Here is a 15,274-nt window from a genome sequence, read left to right as displayed (position 1 = left end):
GTGGCCAAGGTGACGCGGGATGACGTGGCGCGACTTGCGGGTACCTCTACCGCCGTCGTGAGCTACGTCATCAACAACGGACCCCGGCCGGTTGCCCCGGCCACGCGCGAGCGTGTCCTCGCCGCGATCAAGGAGCTGGGCTACCGCCCGGACCGGGTCGCCCAGGCGATGGCCTCGCGGCGCACCGACCTCATAGGCATGATCGTCCCGGACGCGCGTCAGCCGTTCTTCGCGGAGATGGCGCACGCGGTCGAACAGGCCGCGGCCGAGCGCGGGAAGATGGTGCTGGTCGGCAACTCCGACTACCGCGACGAGCGCGAGGTCCACTACCTGCGCGCCTTCCTCGGCATGCGGGTCTCGGGCCTGATCCTGGTCAGCCAGGGCATGAGCGAGCGCGCGGCGTCGGAGATCGAGGCCTGGGACGCGCGGGTCGTGCTGCTGCACGAGCGGCCGGAGGCGATCGACGACGTCGCCGTCGTCACCGACGACATCGGCGGCGCGCAGCTCGCCACCCGCCACCTGCTGGAGCACGGGCACGAGTACGTCGCCTGCCTCGGCGGGGTCGAGACCACCCCGGAGGTCGGCGACCCGGTGGCCGACCACGTCGAGGGATGGCGCCGGGCGATGCTGGAATCCGGGCGCTCGGTGGAAGGGCGGCTGTTCCAGGCCCCGTACAACCGCTACGACGCGTACCGGGTGGCCCTGGACGTCCTGTCCGGGCCGGACCGCCCGCCGGCGATCTTCTGCGCCACGGACGACCAGGCGATCGGCCTGCTGCGGGCGGCGCGGGAGCTCCGCATCGACGTGCCCGGGGAACTGGCCGTGGCCGGCTTCGACGACGTCAAGGAAGCGGCCCTCACGGACCCGCCCCTGACCACGATCGCCTCGGACAGGCCGGCGATGGCCCGTGCGGCGGTGGACCTCGTCCTGGACGACGGCCTCCGGGTGGCCGGCTCGCGCCGGGAACGGCTGAAGCAGTTCCCGTCGGCGCTGGTGATCCGCCGCTCCTGCGGTTGCCGCTAGCGCTGGCGCTGGCCGAGCAGACCTACCCGGCCCGGGCCGGGCGCCGCACCGGCCGTGGGGCTGCGCGCAGTTCTTCGCCTGCGGCCCGGCTTCCTGGGGCTCCGCCCCAGACCCCGCGCCTCAAACGCCGGCGGGGCTGATTTTTCAGCCCCGCCTTATATCGGGCATACGCGGTTCTGTCGGGCTTCTCAGGTCAGACTCAGAATGCTCTCATCATCCGCGGACAGAGTCGTAGTCATGACCGAGAGCTTCCGCCGCGAAGGCGCGTACCCGCAGGAGAACCGCCCCGGCCAGCACCCGCCCGTCGGCGACGAGGCGGGGGCGTATCCGCCGCCGCCCTCGTACCCGCCCGCCGCACCCGGCTGGCACGAGGCCCACCAGCCGCCCCCGCCGCCGGTCATCCGGGGCCCGCACGGTCCCGCACACGCCGCGCCCCCCGCCCCCCGCGCCAAGAAGCCCGTCGCACTGCTGGCGGCCGTCGCGCTCGCCGCGGCCCTGGTCGGCGGCGGCACCGCGGCCGGTGTCCAGCAGCTGATGGACCGGCAGACCGGCGGCGCCGGCGGCGTCAACGGCACCAACGTCTCGCAGTCCGACACCGGCACCGTCTCCGGCGTCACCGAGCAGGTCAGCCCCTCGGTCGTCCGCATCGACATCCGCACCGCGTCCGGCCAGGGCACCGGCTCCGGCATCGTCCTCACCGCCGACGGTGAGATCGTCACGAACAACCACGTCGTCAGCGGCGCCGCCGAGATCCAGGTGACGATGAGCGACGGCAAGAAGTACCCCGCCAAGATCGTCGGCACCGACCCCGACAAGGACCTGGCGCTCATCAAGCTCCAGGGCGCGAGCGGCCTCAAGCCCGCCAAGCTCGGCGACTCCGGCAGCCTCAAGGTCGGCGACCAGGTCGTCGCCATCGGCTCCCCCGACGGTCTCACCGGCACCGTCACCAGCGGCATCGTCTCGGCGCTGAACCGCGAGGTGAACGTGCCGAAGTCGGATCAGCGGCCCCCGCAGGGCGGGCAGCAGGGCGACGGCGGCTGGCCCTTCTCCTTCGGCGGCCGGCAGTTCAACGGGAACACCGGCTCGGACACCACCTCGTACAAGGCCATCCAGACCGACGCCTCCCTCAACCCCGGCAACTCCGGCGGCGCCCTGGTCAACATGAACGGCGAGATCGTGGGCATGCCCTCCGCGATCTACTCCCCCTCCTCCGGCGGTTCCGCCGCAGGCAGCGTCGGCCTCGGCTTCGCCATCCCGGTCAACACGATCAAGGCCGACCTGGACTCGCTCCGCACGGGCGGCCCCGGCGGAACAGGCTCCTCCGGAACCGACACCGACGCCGGCGGTTCCGCCCCGAACGGTTTCGGCACGTCCTACTGACGCCAGACCCCTGACTCAGCAACTCGGACCCCGGACGCCGGACGCTGGACGCCGGACCCGGGCGCCGGACCCCGGGCCCCGCCCGCGTGCGACGCTGGAGGAAGTTGGCCACGACCACCATGGGGGACCCATCCATGCATCCCGCCGAAGGCGAAGCGGCGCGCATCCTCGTCGTCGACGACGAACCCGCCGTACGTGAGGCCCTGCGCCGCAGCCTGGCCTTCGAGGGGTACGCCGTGCAGACCGCCGTCGACGGGCTCGACGCGCTCGACAAGGCGGCCTCGTACGCCCCCGACCTGATCGTCCTGGACATCCAGATGCCCCGGATGGACGGGCTGACGGCGGCCCGGCGGCTGCGCGCCGCCGGCAGCGTCACGCCGATCCTGATGCTCACCGCCCGCGACACCGTGGGCGACCGCGTCACCGGCCTCGACGCGGGCGCCGACGACTACCTCGTCAAGCCGTTCGAGCTCGACGAGCTCTTCGCCCGCGTCCGCGCCCTGCTGCGCCGCAGCTCCTACGCCGCTCCGCAGCCCGGCGGCGAGAGCCACGCGGACGCCCTGACCTTCGGCGACCTGCGCATGGACCTCGCGACCCGCGAGGTGACCCGGGCCGGGCGCCCGGTGGAGCTGACCCGTACCGAATTCACCCTGCTGGAGATGTTCCTCGCCCACCCGCGCCAGGTCCTGACCCGCGAGCAGATCCTCAAGACCGTCTGGGGCTTCGACTTCGAGCCCAGCTCCAACTCCCTGGACGTGTACGTCATGTACCTGCGCCGCAAGACCGAGGCGGGGGGCGAGCCGCGCGTCGTCCACACCGTGCGCGGGGTGGGCTACGTCCTGCGCGCCGGCGAGAGCGGGCCCGAGTGAGTCCGTCCGCCAGATTCCGCGCGCTCCCGCTGCGCTCCCGGCTGGCCCTGCTGGTCACGGTGGCGGTGGCTCTCGCGGTGGCCGCGGTGGCGGCGGTGTCGTGGGTCATGGTGCGCCAGCAGCTGATCGACCAGCTCGACCGTTCCCTGATGGCGACGAACGTCAGCGCCGAGGTGGGTCAGACCCTGCAACGGGAACGATGCCTCACCCGGCCTCCCCAGCCCGGTCAGCAGATCGCCGGGACCCTGAGCGCGACCGTCCAGATCGTCCTCGCGGACGGCTCCCACTGCTGGGTCAGCGGACCGACCACCCTGCCGGTGACCGAGACCGACAAGGAGATCGCGGCGGGCAGGCGGGACAAGACCCTGCACGACGTGACCACCACCGACGGCGTCGACATGCGCGTCTACACGCTGCCGGTGACCACCCCCTCCACCGGCCAGGTCTTCGGCATCTCCATCGCCAAGCCGCTCGCGGACATCGAGAAGCCCCTGTCCACCCTGGCCTGGATACTGCTGCTGGTCTCCGGCATCGGAGTGGTCGGCGCGGGCGCGGCCGGTCTGTGGGTGGCCCGTACGGGACTGCACCCCGTCGACGAGCTGACCGACGCCGTCGAGCACATCGCCCGCACCGAGGACCTCACCGTACGGATCCCCGACGAGGGCGACGACGAGATCGCCCGCCTGTCGCGGTCCTTCAACTCGATGACCGCGGCCCTCGCCTCCTCCCAGGAGCGGCAGGCCCAGCTGATCGCCGACGCCGGCCACGAGCTGCGCACCCCGCTGACCTCGCTCCGTACGAACATCGAGTTGCTCGCGCGCAGCGAGGAGACCGGCCGGGCCATCCCGCCCGACGACCGGCGGGAGCTGCTGGCCTCGGTCAAGGCGCAGATGACCGAACTGGCCTCGCTGATCGGGGACTTGCAGGAGCTGTCCCGGCCGGACGCGGCCTCCCCCGGCCCGCTCGGGGTGGTCGCCCTGCACGAGATCACCGCGGCCGCGCTGTCCCGGGCGCGGCTGCGTGGTCCGGAGCTGAGCTTCGGCTCCTCCCTGGAGCCCTGGTACGTACGGGGCGAGGCGGCCGCGCTGGAGCGGGCGGTGGTCAACGTCCTGGACAACGCGGTGAAGTTCAGCCAGCCGGGCGGCGTGGTCGAGGTGACGCTGCGGGCGGGCGAGCTGACCGTACGGGACCACGGGCCGGGCATCCCGGCCGACGACCTGCCGCACGTCTTCGAGCGGTTCTGGCGGTCCCCGTCGGCCCGCGCCCTGCCCGGCAGCGGGCTGGGCCTGTCGATCGTGGCCCGTACGGCGGCGCGCGCGGGCGGCAGCGCCGAGCTGCGGGCGGCGGCCGACGGCGGCTCGGGCACGGAGGCGGTGCTCCGCATTCCGGGGGCGCCCACCCCGCCGCCGTCCGACCCGTCAGTTGTGCCGGATCAGTGAGGCGACCAGGCCGGAGCGGGTGTTCGGGAAGTCCATCGGGACGATGCCGAGCCCGGTCCGGCCAGCCAGCTCTCCGCCGTCGACGAAGGCGTGCACCTGCGGGTTCAGCCGGTCGGAGTTCCAGCGCGGCGGCATGTACGCCGCTGTGCTGGTGTAGTTCACGAAGAGCTTGCCGGGCTGCTGGACCGCCTTGCGGAAGTGGTTCTCGATCTTGCCGCGCTTGGCGAAGGGCTCGGCGTTCCAGTCGTCCTGGATGTCGAAGACGGTGCCGTCGCCGTAGCGCAGGCCCGGCAGGCCGCCGTTGTCGGCGAGCAGGACCACCTTCCCGCGGGCCTGCCCGAGCGAGGGCAGGGTGTCGGCGATCCGGAACAGCGGGCGCCAGCCGCGGCGGTCGAGGTAGTCGTCGAAGACGGCGCGGAAGGTGGCGTCGCTGTCCGTGGAGTACTCCTGCTTGACGCGCATCAGGACGGTCTCGGACGGGTGCGCGGCGAGGAAGCCGGCACAGGCGACGAGGACGTCCCCGAACATCAGGTTCTGGTAGAAGGACCCGTGGTGGATCGCGAAGGACCCTCCGGTGACGCGGCAGCGGACGTCAAGGAACCGGATCCCCGAGTCGAGCTGTTCGGCGATCGAGGTGTTCTGGCAGGCGACGTAGAGCCCGCCGTGGCGGGCGCCGGAGTCGTGCGTGCCGGGGATGGTCATGCGCTGCAGGGCGGTGGAGTCCCCCAGGCCGGCCATCCAGTCCTGGGTGCCGAGGGCCGCGGCCGAGGCCGGGGCCGTGCCGGTGGCCCCCAGTCCCACCGCCGTGCCCGCCGCCAGCGCTCCCACGAGAAACGCCCGTCGGTCCATGCCCATGCCCGCCCCTTCGCCGACCCGGTGATGGGACCGGATTATGGCGTGGACACTTCAAGAAGACTACCCATCGGTAGCTATCGACAGGCAGTCAGTAGCCGCAGACCACCGCGAGCCGCGAACCGCGAGCCGTCAGCCGTCCAGCAGAGCGGCCAGCTCACGCAGCCCCCGGGTCAGCTCCCGCCCGGTCGGGGCGTGCTCCGGATCGGTCAGGGCCTGGACCATCACCCCGGTCATCAGCGCCATCTGCACCGACCCGATGGTCCGCGCGTCGGCCTCCGAGACCTCCGCCTCCGGGATCCCGCGCAGCAGCGCGGCCACGTGCGGACGCCCGGCGCGCTGCCCGGCGGCCAGGGCCGCGAGCAGCTCGGGTGAGGACTGCGCGTGCACGAAGGCCTCCACGGAGGCCAGCCACAACCAGCGCAGCTCGCCGAAGTTGCGGACCTTGCGGTCCCACATGTCGGCGTACCGCTCCTCGGCGCTCTCCCCCTCCCCCGCGAGCCCGCCGACCGCGTCGCTCCACTCGTCCATGGCGGCGAACAGCGCCTGGTTGAGCAGGGCCTCCCGCGATCCGAAGTGATAGCCGATCGCGGCCATGCTCACCTGCGAGGCGGTGGCGATATCGCGCACCGTCGTGCGCAGGTACCCCTTCTCCTCCAGGCAGCGGCGCGCTCCGGCCAGCAGGTCCTCGCGATTTCCCATGCCGGGATCGTAGTCGCGGCTCTTTTTGGGCAAGCGCCCTACACAATCGTATTGCGCGCATGCCCAAATCCTGGCAGGCTGCGGCCATCGGAAGATCGAAGAACGGGAGACCCGGCATGCGCCACGAGCTGAAGATCGACGACCGCACCCTCTCCTACCTGGACTTCGGCGGCGCCGGCCGCCCGCTGCTCGCCCTGCACGGCGGACTCTGCGAGGGCGCCCACTTCACCGGCCTGGCCACCGCCCTCGGCCCCGAGTGGCGGGTCATCGCCCCCGACCAGCGCGGTCACGGAGACTCCGACCGGACCGACGAGTACTCCCGCGCCGGCTTCGTCGCCGACGCCGTCGCACTGCTGGAACACCTGGACCCCGGCGGCCCGGTCGTCGTCCTCGGCTTCTCGCTCGGTGCGCTCAACGCCTACCACCTGGCCGCCGCCCGCCCCGACCTGGTCTCGGCGCTCGTCAACGTCGACGGCCCGGTGGAGGGCCCGCGCGGGAACGGCCCGAACCCCTTCGCCTTCCTGGCCGGCTTCCCGTACACCGCGCCGACCCGCGAGGAGCTGATCGCCGCCTGCGGTCCCCTCGCCGAGGGAGCCGGCCCGTTCCTGCGCCCGCTCCCCGACGGGACCGGCTGGCGGCTGCCGTTCCACCCGCAGGACACGCTGGCCATCGTGGAGGAGGGCGCCGGCTCCCACTGGGACGCCTGGCTCGCGAGCACCTGCCCGGCGCTCCTGATCCACGGCCTGCGCAGCGAGGCCCTCCCACAGGAACAGGCCGACGCGATGGTCTCCCGGCGGCCCGGGACCTCGTACGCGGGCCTCGACACCGAGCACTACGTGCCCTTCCAGGATCCGGAGGGCTTCACCGAGGCCGTCCGGACGTTCCTGGCGGGTCTCTGACGACGCCGGAGGGGCGGCGGGCCGACGGGCCCACCGCCCCTCCGGGCGCGCTCTGCACGGGTGTTGCTCGGGTGTTGCTCCGGATGTTGCTCCGGGTGTTGCTCCGGGTGTTACTTGATCACCGTGATGCGGTCCGCCGCCGGCGGGACGATCGGGTTCGCCGCCGTCGACTTCCCCAGGTAGGCGTTGAAGCAGTCCAGGTCGGACGCGCCGACCAGCTTGTTCTTGTGCTCCTTCAGGACGGTGAAGCCGTCACCGCCGCCCGCGAGGAACTCGTTCATCGCGACCCGGTAGGTCTTGGCGGGGTCGATCGCCGCGCCGTTCAGCTTCACCGAGTCCACGACGATGCGGTCCGCGCCCGTCTTCGTCATGTCCAGGGTGTAGGTGAAGCCCTTCGACACCTGCAGGATCTTGGGGCTCACACCGTTGACCGGGCCGCTGACCTGCTGCTGGAGGGCGGTGATCAGCTGCGCGCCGGTCAGGTCCACGATGTTCATCATGTTGTTGAACGGCTGGACCGTGTACGACTCGCCGTACGTCACCACGCCGTCGCCCTCGGCCCCGGAGGCCTTGTAGGCGAGGTCGGCACGGATGCCGCCCGGGTTCATGAGGGCCAGCTGCGCGCCGCCCTTGTCCGCCGGGGCCAGCGCCTCCAGCTGCGCGTCCGCGATCAGGTCGCCGAGCGGCTTCTCGGGCGCCTCGGAGCCGCGGCCGGGGATGTCCGCGGAGATGAAGCCCTGCGGACGGTTGGCGATGGGGGCCGCGAGGGCGCTCCAGCGCTGGATCAGCTCGGTCATGTCCGGGGCCTTGGGCTGGTCCCGGGTGACGACCTTGTTGACCGGCTTGGGCGAGCTGACCGGCGTACGGACGATGTCCTTGGTCTGCCGGTCGTAGGTCAGCGTGGTGTCCGTGAACAGCCGGCCGTACGAGGCGGCGGAGGTCACCATGCGCGGGTTGCCCGCCGGGTCGGGAATGTTGCAGGCGTACGCCTGGTGCGTGTGGCCCGTCACCAGCGCGTCCACCTTCGCGTCCACGTTCTTGGCGATGTCCACGATCGCGCCCGATATGCCGGCGCCGGCGCCCGGGACGTTGCAGTCGTAGTTGTACGCGCCGCTCGCGGGCAGACCGCCCTCGTGGACGAGCGCGACGATCGACTTCACGCCCTGCTTGTTCAGCTCGGCGGCGTACTTGTTGATCGTCTCGATCTCGTCGCCGAACTTCAGGCCCTTGACGCCCTCGGCGGTCACGACGTCCGCAGTGCCCTCCAGGGTGACGCCGATGAAGCCGATCTTCACGTCGCCCTTCTTCCACACATAGGTGGGCGACATCATCGGACGCTTGGTCTTCTCGTCCGTCACGTTGGCCGCGAGGAACTTGAACTCGGAGCCGGTGAACTCCTTGCCGTACTCGTAGCAGCCCTCGACCGGGTGGCAGCCGCCGTACGCCATGCGGCGCAGCTCGGCCTTGCCCTCGTCGAACTCGTGGTTGCCGACGCTGGTGACGTCCAGGTCGAGCTTGTTCAGCGCCTCGATGCTCGGCTCGTCGTGGAAGAGCCCGGACAGCATCGGGCTGCCGCCGATCATGTCACCGGCTGCGGCGGTGACGGAGTACTCGTGGCCCTTGCGGGCCTCGCGCAGGCTGGTCGCGAGGTACTCGACCCCGCCCGCGGGTATGGCTTTGGTGGTGCCGTCGGCCTGACGCTCGGTCACGTTGCCGGAGGAGCCCTGCGGGGCCTCCAGCGTGCCGTGGAAGTCGTTGAACGAAAGCATCTGCACATCGACGGTCCGGCTCTTGGCCGCACCGCCACCACTCGCGGCCCCGGCCGGCAGTGCGGCGGCGACCACGGCCCCGGCCCCGGCCGTGACGGCGAGGGCGGTCCAGGTCAACCGGCGGTTTCGGCGGTGCCGTTGTGGCGTCGCTGACATTTAGTCCCCTTTGTGGACAGCGATACTGCTTGGGAGGTCCGCCGCAGCCTATGGTCAACGCGCGTAGCACGACCAGGGGTAGCGGGTATCGAGCTGGTTACACGTAGAAGACGGACCGACCCCGCGCCCGCACTCCGCCCGGCGCCCGTGACGGTCGTAGGCTCGTGCCATGACTGACGCAGCAGCGGCCCTGGAGCCAGGACGGCAGATTCAGACCCTCGACGAGCTGACGGAGGAACAGGCCGGCGCCGTACTCGACCTCATCGAGGACGCGGCGCGTACGGACGGCACCACCGCCGTGTCCGAGCAGGGACGGCTCCAGCTGCGCGGCGGGCCGCGCGAGGGGATCCGGCACTTCCTGCTCACCGAGAGCGGACGGCTCGCCGCGTACGGGCAACTGGAGGACACCGACCCGGTGGAGGCCCCGGCCGCCGAGCTCGTCGTACACCCGGCCCTGCGGGGACGCGGGCACGGGCGGGCGATGGGGATGGCCCTGCTGGCCGCCTCCGGCAAGCGGCTGCGGGTATGGGCCCACGGCGGCAAGTCGGCCGCCCGGCACCTCGCCCAGGTGCTCGGCCTGACCCTCTTCCGCGAGCTGCGCCAGCTGCGCCGGCCGCTGGTCGACGCGGCCCCGCTGCCGGAGCCGGTGCTCCCGCCCGGCGTGACCGTACGGACCTTCGTGCCCGGCGCCGACGACGCGGCCTGGCTCGCGGCGAACGCGGCCGCCTTCGCCCACCACCCCGAGCAGGGCTCGCTCACCCAGCGGGACCTCGACGACCGGATGGCGCAGCTCTGGTTCGACCCCAAGGGCTTCTTCCTCGCGGAGCGCGAGGGGGAGATCGTCGGCTTCCACTGGACGAAGGTCCACGCGGCGGAGCAGCTGGGCGAGGTCTACGTGCTCGGCGTCCGCCCGGGCGCCCAGGGCGGCGGCCTCGGCAAGGCCCTCACCGCGATCGGCCTGCGCCACCTCGCCGCGGCGGGTCTGCCGACGGCGATGCTGTACGTGGACGCCGACAACCCGGCGGCCCTCGCCGTCTACGAGGGCCTCGGCTTCGCGACCCACGAGGTCGACCTGATGTACCGCACGGAAAGCTGACCCCGACCACGCCGGCCCCCTGGGGCTCAAACGCCGGCGAGGCTGTTTTTCAGCCCCGCCGGCACCATCCAGCCCCGCCGGCGTTTGAGGCGCTCTTTCAGCCTCGCCGGCGTTTGAGGCGCTCTTTCAGCCTCGCCGGCGTTTGAGGCGCGGGGGTCCGGGGGCAGCGCCCCCGGCAACGGCGCCGCACCGGCACGCGCACCGGCACACGCACGGCACGCACCCGCACACGCACCCGCCCCCGTGCACCCGGCCGGACCCGGGAAGCCACCCATCATTAACCAGGCATTCAGACGCGCTTGCGACTCTCCCCCAATGCACCCCCGCCTCCGACTGACGGCCGACACTTCCGACGCGCCTGTCCTCCCGCGTGCGCGGAAGAATGGAGTCATGAGCCACCAGCCCAGCGCAGGCCCCACCGAGGTCCCCGCCCAGCACCCGTCTCACACCTCCGCCGCGGCCACCGGCAAGGCCACCGGCAAGGCCACCGGCATGGCCACCGGCATGGCCACCCCCCAGGCCGCCGACCAGGCGAACGGCAAGGCGAACGGCCCGGCCCCCACCGTCACCGCGGCCCACACCCGCCTGAGCTCCATCGCCGCCCGCCGCCCCGCGGTCGACCTGGCGCCCGAGCTCGACACCGACCTGGACGTCTACGAGGACAAGGACGGCGGCGGGCTCCCCGCCAACCGCTTCCTCGACCGGGAGCGCAGCTGGCTCGCCTTCAACGAGCGGGTGCTGGAGCTCGCCGAGGACCCGACGACCCCGCTCCTGGAGCGCGCCAATTTCCTGGCGATCTTCGCGAGCAACCTCGACGAGTTCTTCATGGTCCGCGTGGCCGGCCTCAAACGGCGTATCGCGACCGGTGTCGCCACCCGTTCGGCCTCGGGCCTGCAGCCCCGCGAGGTGCTGGACCAGATCTGGACGCGCTCGCGCGAGCTCATGGCCCGCCACGCCGCCTGCTTCCAGCAGGACATCTCCCCGGCGCTCGGCGAGGAGGGCGTGCACCTGATCCGCTGGCCCGACCTCACGGAGAAGGAGCAGGCCCGCCTCTTCACGCTGTTCCGCAACCAGATCTTCCCGGTGCTCACCCCGCTGGCCGTGGATCCCGCGCACCCCTTCCCGTACATCTCCGGCCTCTCCCTCAACCTGGCCGTGGTCGTGCGCAACCCCGTCAGCGGCCACCGCCACTTCGCCCGGGTCAAGGTCCCGCCGCTCCTCTCCCGCTTCCTGGAGGCCTCCCCGCAGCGCTACGTCCCGCTGGAGGACGTGATCGCCGCGCACCTGGAGGAGCTGTTCCCCGGCATGGAGGTGCTCGCGCACCACATGTTCCGCGTGACCCGCAACGAAGACCTGGAGGTGGAGGAGGACGACGCCGAGAACCTCCTCCAGGCCCTGGAGAAGGAGCTCATGCGGCGCCGCTTCGGCCCGCCCGTGCGCCTGGAGGTCGAGGAGTCCATCGACCCCGGCGTCCTGGACCTGCTGGTGCAGGAGCTGAACGTCAACGCCTCCGAGGTGTACCCGCTGCCCGGGCCGCTCGACCTGACCGCCCTCTTCGGGATCGCCTCCCTGGACCGGCCGGAGCTGAAGTACCCGAAGTTCGTCGCCGGCACCCACCGCGACCTCGCCGAGGTCGAGTCGTCGTCCGCGCCCGACATCTTCGCCGCCCTGCGCGAGCGGGACGTCCTGCTGCACCACCCGTACGACTCCTTCTCCACCTCGGTGCAGGCCTTCCTGGAGCAGGCCGCCGCCGACCCGGACGTCCTCGCCATCAAGCAGACGCTCTACCGCACCTCCGGCGACTCCCCGATCGTGGACGCCCTGATCGACGCCGCCGAATCCGGCAAGCAGGTCCTCGTACTCGTCGAGATCAAGGCCCGCTTCGACGAGCAGGCCAACATCAAGTGGGCGCGCAAGCTGGAGGAGTCCGGCTGCCACGTCGTCTACGGGCTCGTCGGGCTCAAGACCCACTGCAAGCTGTCGCTCGTGGTCCGCCAGGAGGGCGACCAGCTGCGCCGCTACTCGCACGTGGGCACCGGCAACTACCACCCCAAGACCGCCCGGCTCTACGAGGACCTCGGCCTGCTCACCGCCGACCCGCAGGTCGGCGCGGACCTCTCCGACCTCTTCAACCGGCTCTCCGGCTACTCGCGCCGCGAGACCTACCGCCGGCTGATGGTGGCGCCGCGCTCCCTGCGCGACGGCCTGATAGCGCGGATCGACAAGGAGGCCGCCCACCACCGGGCCGGCCGCCCCGCGTACGTGCGCCTCAAGATGAACTCGATCGTCGACGAGGCCCTCATCGACTCGCTCTACCGGGCCGCCCAGGCGGGCGTGCCCGTCGACATCTGGGTGCGCGGCATCTGCGCCGTGCGCCCCGGGGTCCCCGGGCTCTCGGAGAACATCCGGGTCCGCTCGATCCTCGGCCGCTTCCTCGAACACTCCCGGGTCTTCGCCTTCGGCAACGGCGGCGAGCCCGAGGTGTGGATCGGCAGCGCCGACATGATGCACCGCAACCTCGACCGCCGTATCGAGGCACTGGTCAGGGTCGCCGACCCGGCCCACCGCGCGGCACTGGACCGGATGCTGGAAACCGGCATGTCCGACACCACCTCCTCCTGGCACCTGGGCCCGGACGGCGAGTGGACCCGGCACAGCACGGACGCGGAAGGCCAGCCGCTGCGGCACGTACAGGAGACGCTCATAGACGCCCGGAGGCGCCGGCGTGGCTCAGCCAAACCATGACTCGATGGCGGACGCAGGTGACGTGCTCGGCGCGTACCTGCGTGCGCAGGCCACCGCTTTCCTGCGCGGACTGCGCCTGTACGAGGAGAGCGGGGCCGACGCCGCCGAAGTGAGCGACGCGGCGCGCGGCCTGCGGGGGGCCGCGCGCCGCATCAGCGGTTCACTGGCCACCTTCCGGGTGGTGACCGAGTCGTCCTGGGCCGACGGGCTGCGCACCGAGCTGGTGTGGCTGTCCTCGACGCTGGCCGACGAGCACGCGTACGCCGCCCGGCTGGCCCGGCTGATGGACGCGCTGCACCGGCTGTCGGGGTCCCCGGAGCTCCCGGCGCCGCGCGGCTCGGGCGGCGCGCTGACCGTGGGCTCGGCGCGGGCCGGCGCGCTGCTGGAGCGCCAGCTGACCCTGGCCCGTACGCGTGCCCACTCGGCCACGCTGCAGGCGCTCGGCTCCTCCCGCTTCCACGCCGTGGCGGACGCGGTGGCGGTGCTGGCCTCGGAGGTCCCGCTGGACGCCGTCGCGGCCCGGGGGCGGGTGGCGGAGGTCCTCGTCCCGCTGGCGGCCGTGGCCGAAAACCGCCTGTCGGCGGCCGTCTCGGCGCTGCCCCCGGTAGGCGGCCGCGAGGCGGCGCCGAGCCCGTACGACGCGGACCACGACGGGCTCTGGCACGAGGTACGCCGCCTGCTGCGGGTCCACCGGTACGCGCGGGAGGCGCTGGGCGAGGACGTGACCCGGCCGGCGGCCGCGGGCCAGGCCCTGGACCGGCACCGCGACGCGGCCGAGGCGGCGGCCGCCTCGGCGACGGCGGCCCGCACCCCGCGCATCGCCCCGGCGACGGCGTACGCCCTCGGCGTGCTGCACGCCGACCAGCGCCACGAGGTCGAGGCCGCGCGCAAGGCCTTCCAGCAGCTCTGGCTCCGGGAGCCCGCGGTCACACCACGGTAACGGGCGGATAACGGATGATGACGGCTGGGGGCGGAGCGCCGGTGGCGCACCGGGTCGTCCGCCACGGTTCACCGTCCGTTCACTCGCCCCGGTCGGCTGCTTCACCTGTTCTGCCTAATTTCGGTGGAGCACGGAGCGAGTCGCCCGCAGGTCGAGCAGCTCAGCCGGGCAAATCGACGTAGTCCTCTTCGCACGCCGCCCCGATACAGAAAGCGGCCGGCGGCTTCTGGAAGGAACACCCGAAAGTGAAGCTTCAGCGCAAGAACATGCTTCGTGCCTCCGCCCTCGGGGCCCTCGTCGTGTCCGGCGCCCTGGTCCTCACGGCGTGCGGCTCGGACGACAACACCAAGACCACCGACGGCACGGGCAAGCCCACCACGGCCGCCGCGGGCGACATCAAGTGTGACGACGCCAAGGGCAAGCTGCTGGCTTCGGGCTCTTCCGCGCAGAAGAACGCGGTCGAGCTGTGGGTGAAGAACTTCATGGCCGCCTGCCCCGGCGTCGAGGTGAACTACAAGTCGTCCTCCTCCGGTGAGGGCATCGTCGCGTTCAACCAGGGCACCGTCGGTTTCGCCGGCTCCGACTCGGCGCTGAAGCCGGAGCAGGTCGAGGAGTCGAAGAAGATCTGCACCGGTGGCCAGGGTATCAACCTGCCGATGGTCGGTGGCCCCGTCGCGCTCGGCTTCAACATCGCCGGCGTGGACAAGCTGAACCTCGACGCCGCCACGATCGCCAACATCTTCAACGACAAGATCAAGAAGTGGGACGACGAGGCGATCAAGAAGCTGAACCCGGGCGTCACGCTTCCCTCCACCGCCATCCAGGCCTTCCACCGCTCCGACGACTCGGGCACCACCGAGAACGTCACCAAGTACCTCAAGGCCACCGCCCCCGACGCCTGGCCGCACGAGCCCGCGAAGAAGTGGGCCGCTCCGGGCGGCCAGGCCGCCTCCGGCTCCGCGGGTGTCGCCGCCCAGGTCAAGCAGGTCGACGGCTCGATCGGCTACTTCGAGCTCTCCTTCGCCAGCTCGCAGAACATCAAGACCGTCGACCTGAACACGGGCGCCGCCGCCCCGGTCGCGGCCACCGGTGAGAACGCCTCCAAGGCCATCGCCGCCGCCAAGGTCGCCGGCACCGGCTCCGACCTGGCCCTGAAGCTCGACTACACCACCAAGGCCGAGGGCGCCTACCCGCTGGTCCTGGTGACGTACGAGGTCGTCTGCGACAAGGGCAACAAGGCCGAGACGCTCCCGACCGTGAAGTCCTTCCTGAACTACGCCGCCTCCGACGCGGGCCAGAAGGTCCTCCTCGAGAACGGCTACGCGCCCATCCCGGCCGAGATCAACACCAAGGTCCGCGAAGTCATCAAGTCGCTGGGCTGAATCCTGACCCCGAGGTGTCGAC

Annotated in this window: 12 protein-coding genes; 9 read left to right on the top strand and 3 right to left on the bottom strand. The window is 71.9% G+C overall.

The window, feature by feature from the left end; genetic code table 11:
- The 4 genes from ACZ4TV_RS07055 (at window position 1) to ACZ4TV_RS07040 (ending at window position 4,711) form a co-directional block, all read left to right on the top strand.
- The gene (locus tag ACZ4TV_RS07055; protein ID WP_468131549.1) at window positions 1–1,023 is read left to right on the top strand and encodes a LacI family DNA-binding transcriptional regulator; all 1,023 of its coding nucleotides are present in this window, start codon (window positions 1–3) and stop codon (window positions 1,021–1,023) included.
- A gap of 237 nt (window positions 1,024–1,260) precedes the next feature.
- Complete coding sequence (locus ACZ4TV_RS07050; protein WP_468131547.1) at window positions 1,261–2,403, top strand: S1C family serine protease; 1,143 nt, start codon at window positions 1,261–1,263, stop codon at window positions 2,401–2,403.
- A 134-nt stretch (window positions 2,404–2,537) separates the two neighbouring features.
- Window positions 2,538–3,272, top strand: coding sequence for a response regulator transcription factor (locus tag ACZ4TV_RS07045; RefSeq protein ID WP_468131545.1), 735 nt, complete (start codon window positions 2,538–2,540; stop codon window positions 3,270–3,272).
- Window positions 3,269–4,711 carry a sensor histidine kinase gene (locus tag ACZ4TV_RS07040; RefSeq protein WP_468131543.1) on the top strand — a complete coding sequence of 481 codons (1,443 nt, stop codon included), beginning with the start codon at window positions 3,269–3,271 and terminating at the stop codon, window positions 4,709–4,711. Before ACZ4TV_RS07045 ends, ACZ4TV_RS07040 begins: the two co-directional genes overlap by 4 nt.
- On the opposite strand, the gene ACZ4TV_RS07035 is transcribed toward ACZ4TV_RS07040, so the two are convergent.
- Window positions 4,691–5,560 (bottom strand): phosphatidylinositol-specific phospholipase C, encoded by an 870-nt coding sequence (locus tag ACZ4TV_RS07035; RefSeq protein WP_468132244.1) that lies wholly within the window; start codon window positions 5,558–5,560, stop codon window positions 4,691–4,693. The two genes, ACZ4TV_RS07040 and ACZ4TV_RS07035, sit on opposite strands and share 21 nt — an antisense overlap.
- A gap of 135 nt (window positions 5,561–5,695) precedes the next feature.
- The gene (locus ACZ4TV_RS07030) at window positions 5,696–6,265 is read right to left on the bottom strand and encodes a TetR/AcrR family transcriptional regulator (protein ID WP_468131541.1); all 570 of its coding nucleotides are present in this window, start codon (window positions 6,263–6,265) and stop codon (window positions 5,696–5,698) included.
- 116 nt (window positions 6,266–6,381) lie between these two features.
- On the opposite strand from ACZ4TV_RS07030, the gene ACZ4TV_RS07025 reads away from it, so the two are divergent.
- Complete coding sequence (locus ACZ4TV_RS07025) at window positions 6,382–7,164, top strand: alpha/beta fold hydrolase (protein WP_468131539.1); 783 nt, start codon at window positions 6,382–6,384, stop codon at window positions 7,162–7,164.
- A 110-nt stretch (window positions 7,165–7,274) separates the two neighbouring features.
- On the opposite strand, the gene ACZ4TV_RS07020 is transcribed toward ACZ4TV_RS07025, so the two are convergent.
- Window positions 7,275–9,089 (bottom strand): bifunctional metallophosphatase/5'-nucleotidase, encoded by a 1,815-nt coding sequence (locus ACZ4TV_RS07020; RefSeq protein WP_468131537.1) that lies wholly within the window; start codon window positions 9,087–9,089, stop codon window positions 7,275–7,277.
- A 169-nt stretch (window positions 9,090–9,258) separates the two neighbouring features.
- Between ACZ4TV_RS07020 and mshD the strand changes: the two genes are divergently transcribed.
- The 4 genes from mshD (at window position 9,259) to pstS (ending at window position 15,252) form a co-directional block, all read left to right on the top strand.
- Window positions 9,259–10,185 carry a mycothiol synthase gene (gene mshD, locus ACZ4TV_RS07015; RefSeq protein WP_468131535.1) on the top strand — a complete coding sequence of 309 codons (927 nt, stop codon included), beginning with the start codon at window positions 9,259–9,261 and terminating at the stop codon, window positions 10,183–10,185.
- Window positions 10,186–10,575: 390 nt separating this feature from the next.
- On the top strand, window positions 10,576–12,930 hold the full coding sequence (locus ACZ4TV_RS07010; RefSeq protein WP_468131533.1) for an RNA degradosome polyphosphate kinase: 2,355 nt from the start codon (window positions 10,576–10,578) through the stop codon (window positions 12,928–12,930).
- 4 nt (window positions 12,931–12,934) lie between these two features.
- The gene (locus ACZ4TV_RS07005) at window positions 12,935–13,870 is read left to right on the top strand and encodes a CHAD domain-containing protein (protein WP_468131531.1); all 936 of its coding nucleotides are present in this window, start codon (window positions 12,935–12,937) and stop codon (window positions 13,868–13,870) included.
- 245 nt (window positions 13,871–14,115) lie between these two features.
- Entirely contained in the window at window positions 14,116–15,252 is a 1,137-nt protein-coding gene (gene pstS, locus ACZ4TV_RS07000) for a phosphate ABC transporter substrate-binding protein PstS (RefSeq protein ID WP_468131529.1), read from the top strand.
- Window positions 15,253–15,274: the final 22 nt, after the last annotated feature.

This window comes from Streptomyces sp. NPDC028910 (assembly GCF_055564955.1).
Note: the sequence above shows the minus strand (reverse complement) of the source record. Positions and strands in the feature narration are given on the sequence as shown.

What these genes read in the sequence shown, in the direction of transcription:
- ACZ4TV_RS07050 (WP_468131547.1), top strand. Translation starts at nt 1,261, where the DNA reads ATGACCGAGAGCTTCCGCCGCGAAGGCGCGTACCCGCAGGAGAACCGC.
- ACZ4TV_RS07045 (WP_468131545.1), top strand. Translation starts at nt 2,538, where the DNA reads ATGCATCCCGCCGAAGGCGAAGCGGCGCGCATCCTCGTCGTCGACGAC.
- ACZ4TV_RS07035 (WP_468132244.1), bottom strand. Translation starts at nt 5,560, where the DNA reads ATGGACCGACGGGCGTTTCTCGTGGGAGCGCTGGCGGCGGGCACGGCG.
- ACZ4TV_RS07030 (WP_468131541.1), bottom strand. Translation starts at nt 6,265, where the DNA reads ATGGGAAATCGCGAGGACCTGCTGGCCGGAGCGCGCCGCTGCCTGGAG.
- ACZ4TV_RS07025 (WP_468131539.1), top strand. Translation starts at nt 6,382, where the DNA reads ATGCGCCACGAGCTGAAGATCGACGACCGCACCCTCTCCTACCTGGAC.
- ACZ4TV_RS07020 (WP_468131537.1), bottom strand. Translation starts at nt 9,089, where the DNA reads ATGTCAGCGACGCCACAACGGCACCGCCGAAACCGCCGGTTGACCTGG.
- mshD (WP_468131535.1), top strand. Translation starts at nt 9,259, where the DNA reads ATGACTGACGCAGCAGCGGCCCTGGAGCCAGGACGGCAGATTCAGACC.
- ACZ4TV_RS07010 (WP_468131533.1), top strand. Translation starts at nt 10,576, where the DNA reads ATGAGCCACCAGCCCAGCGCAGGCCCCACCGAGGTCCCCGCCCAGCAC.
- ACZ4TV_RS07005 (WP_468131531.1), top strand. Translation starts at nt 12,935, where the DNA reads ATGGCGGACGCAGGTGACGTGCTCGGCGCGTACCTGCGTGCGCAGGCC.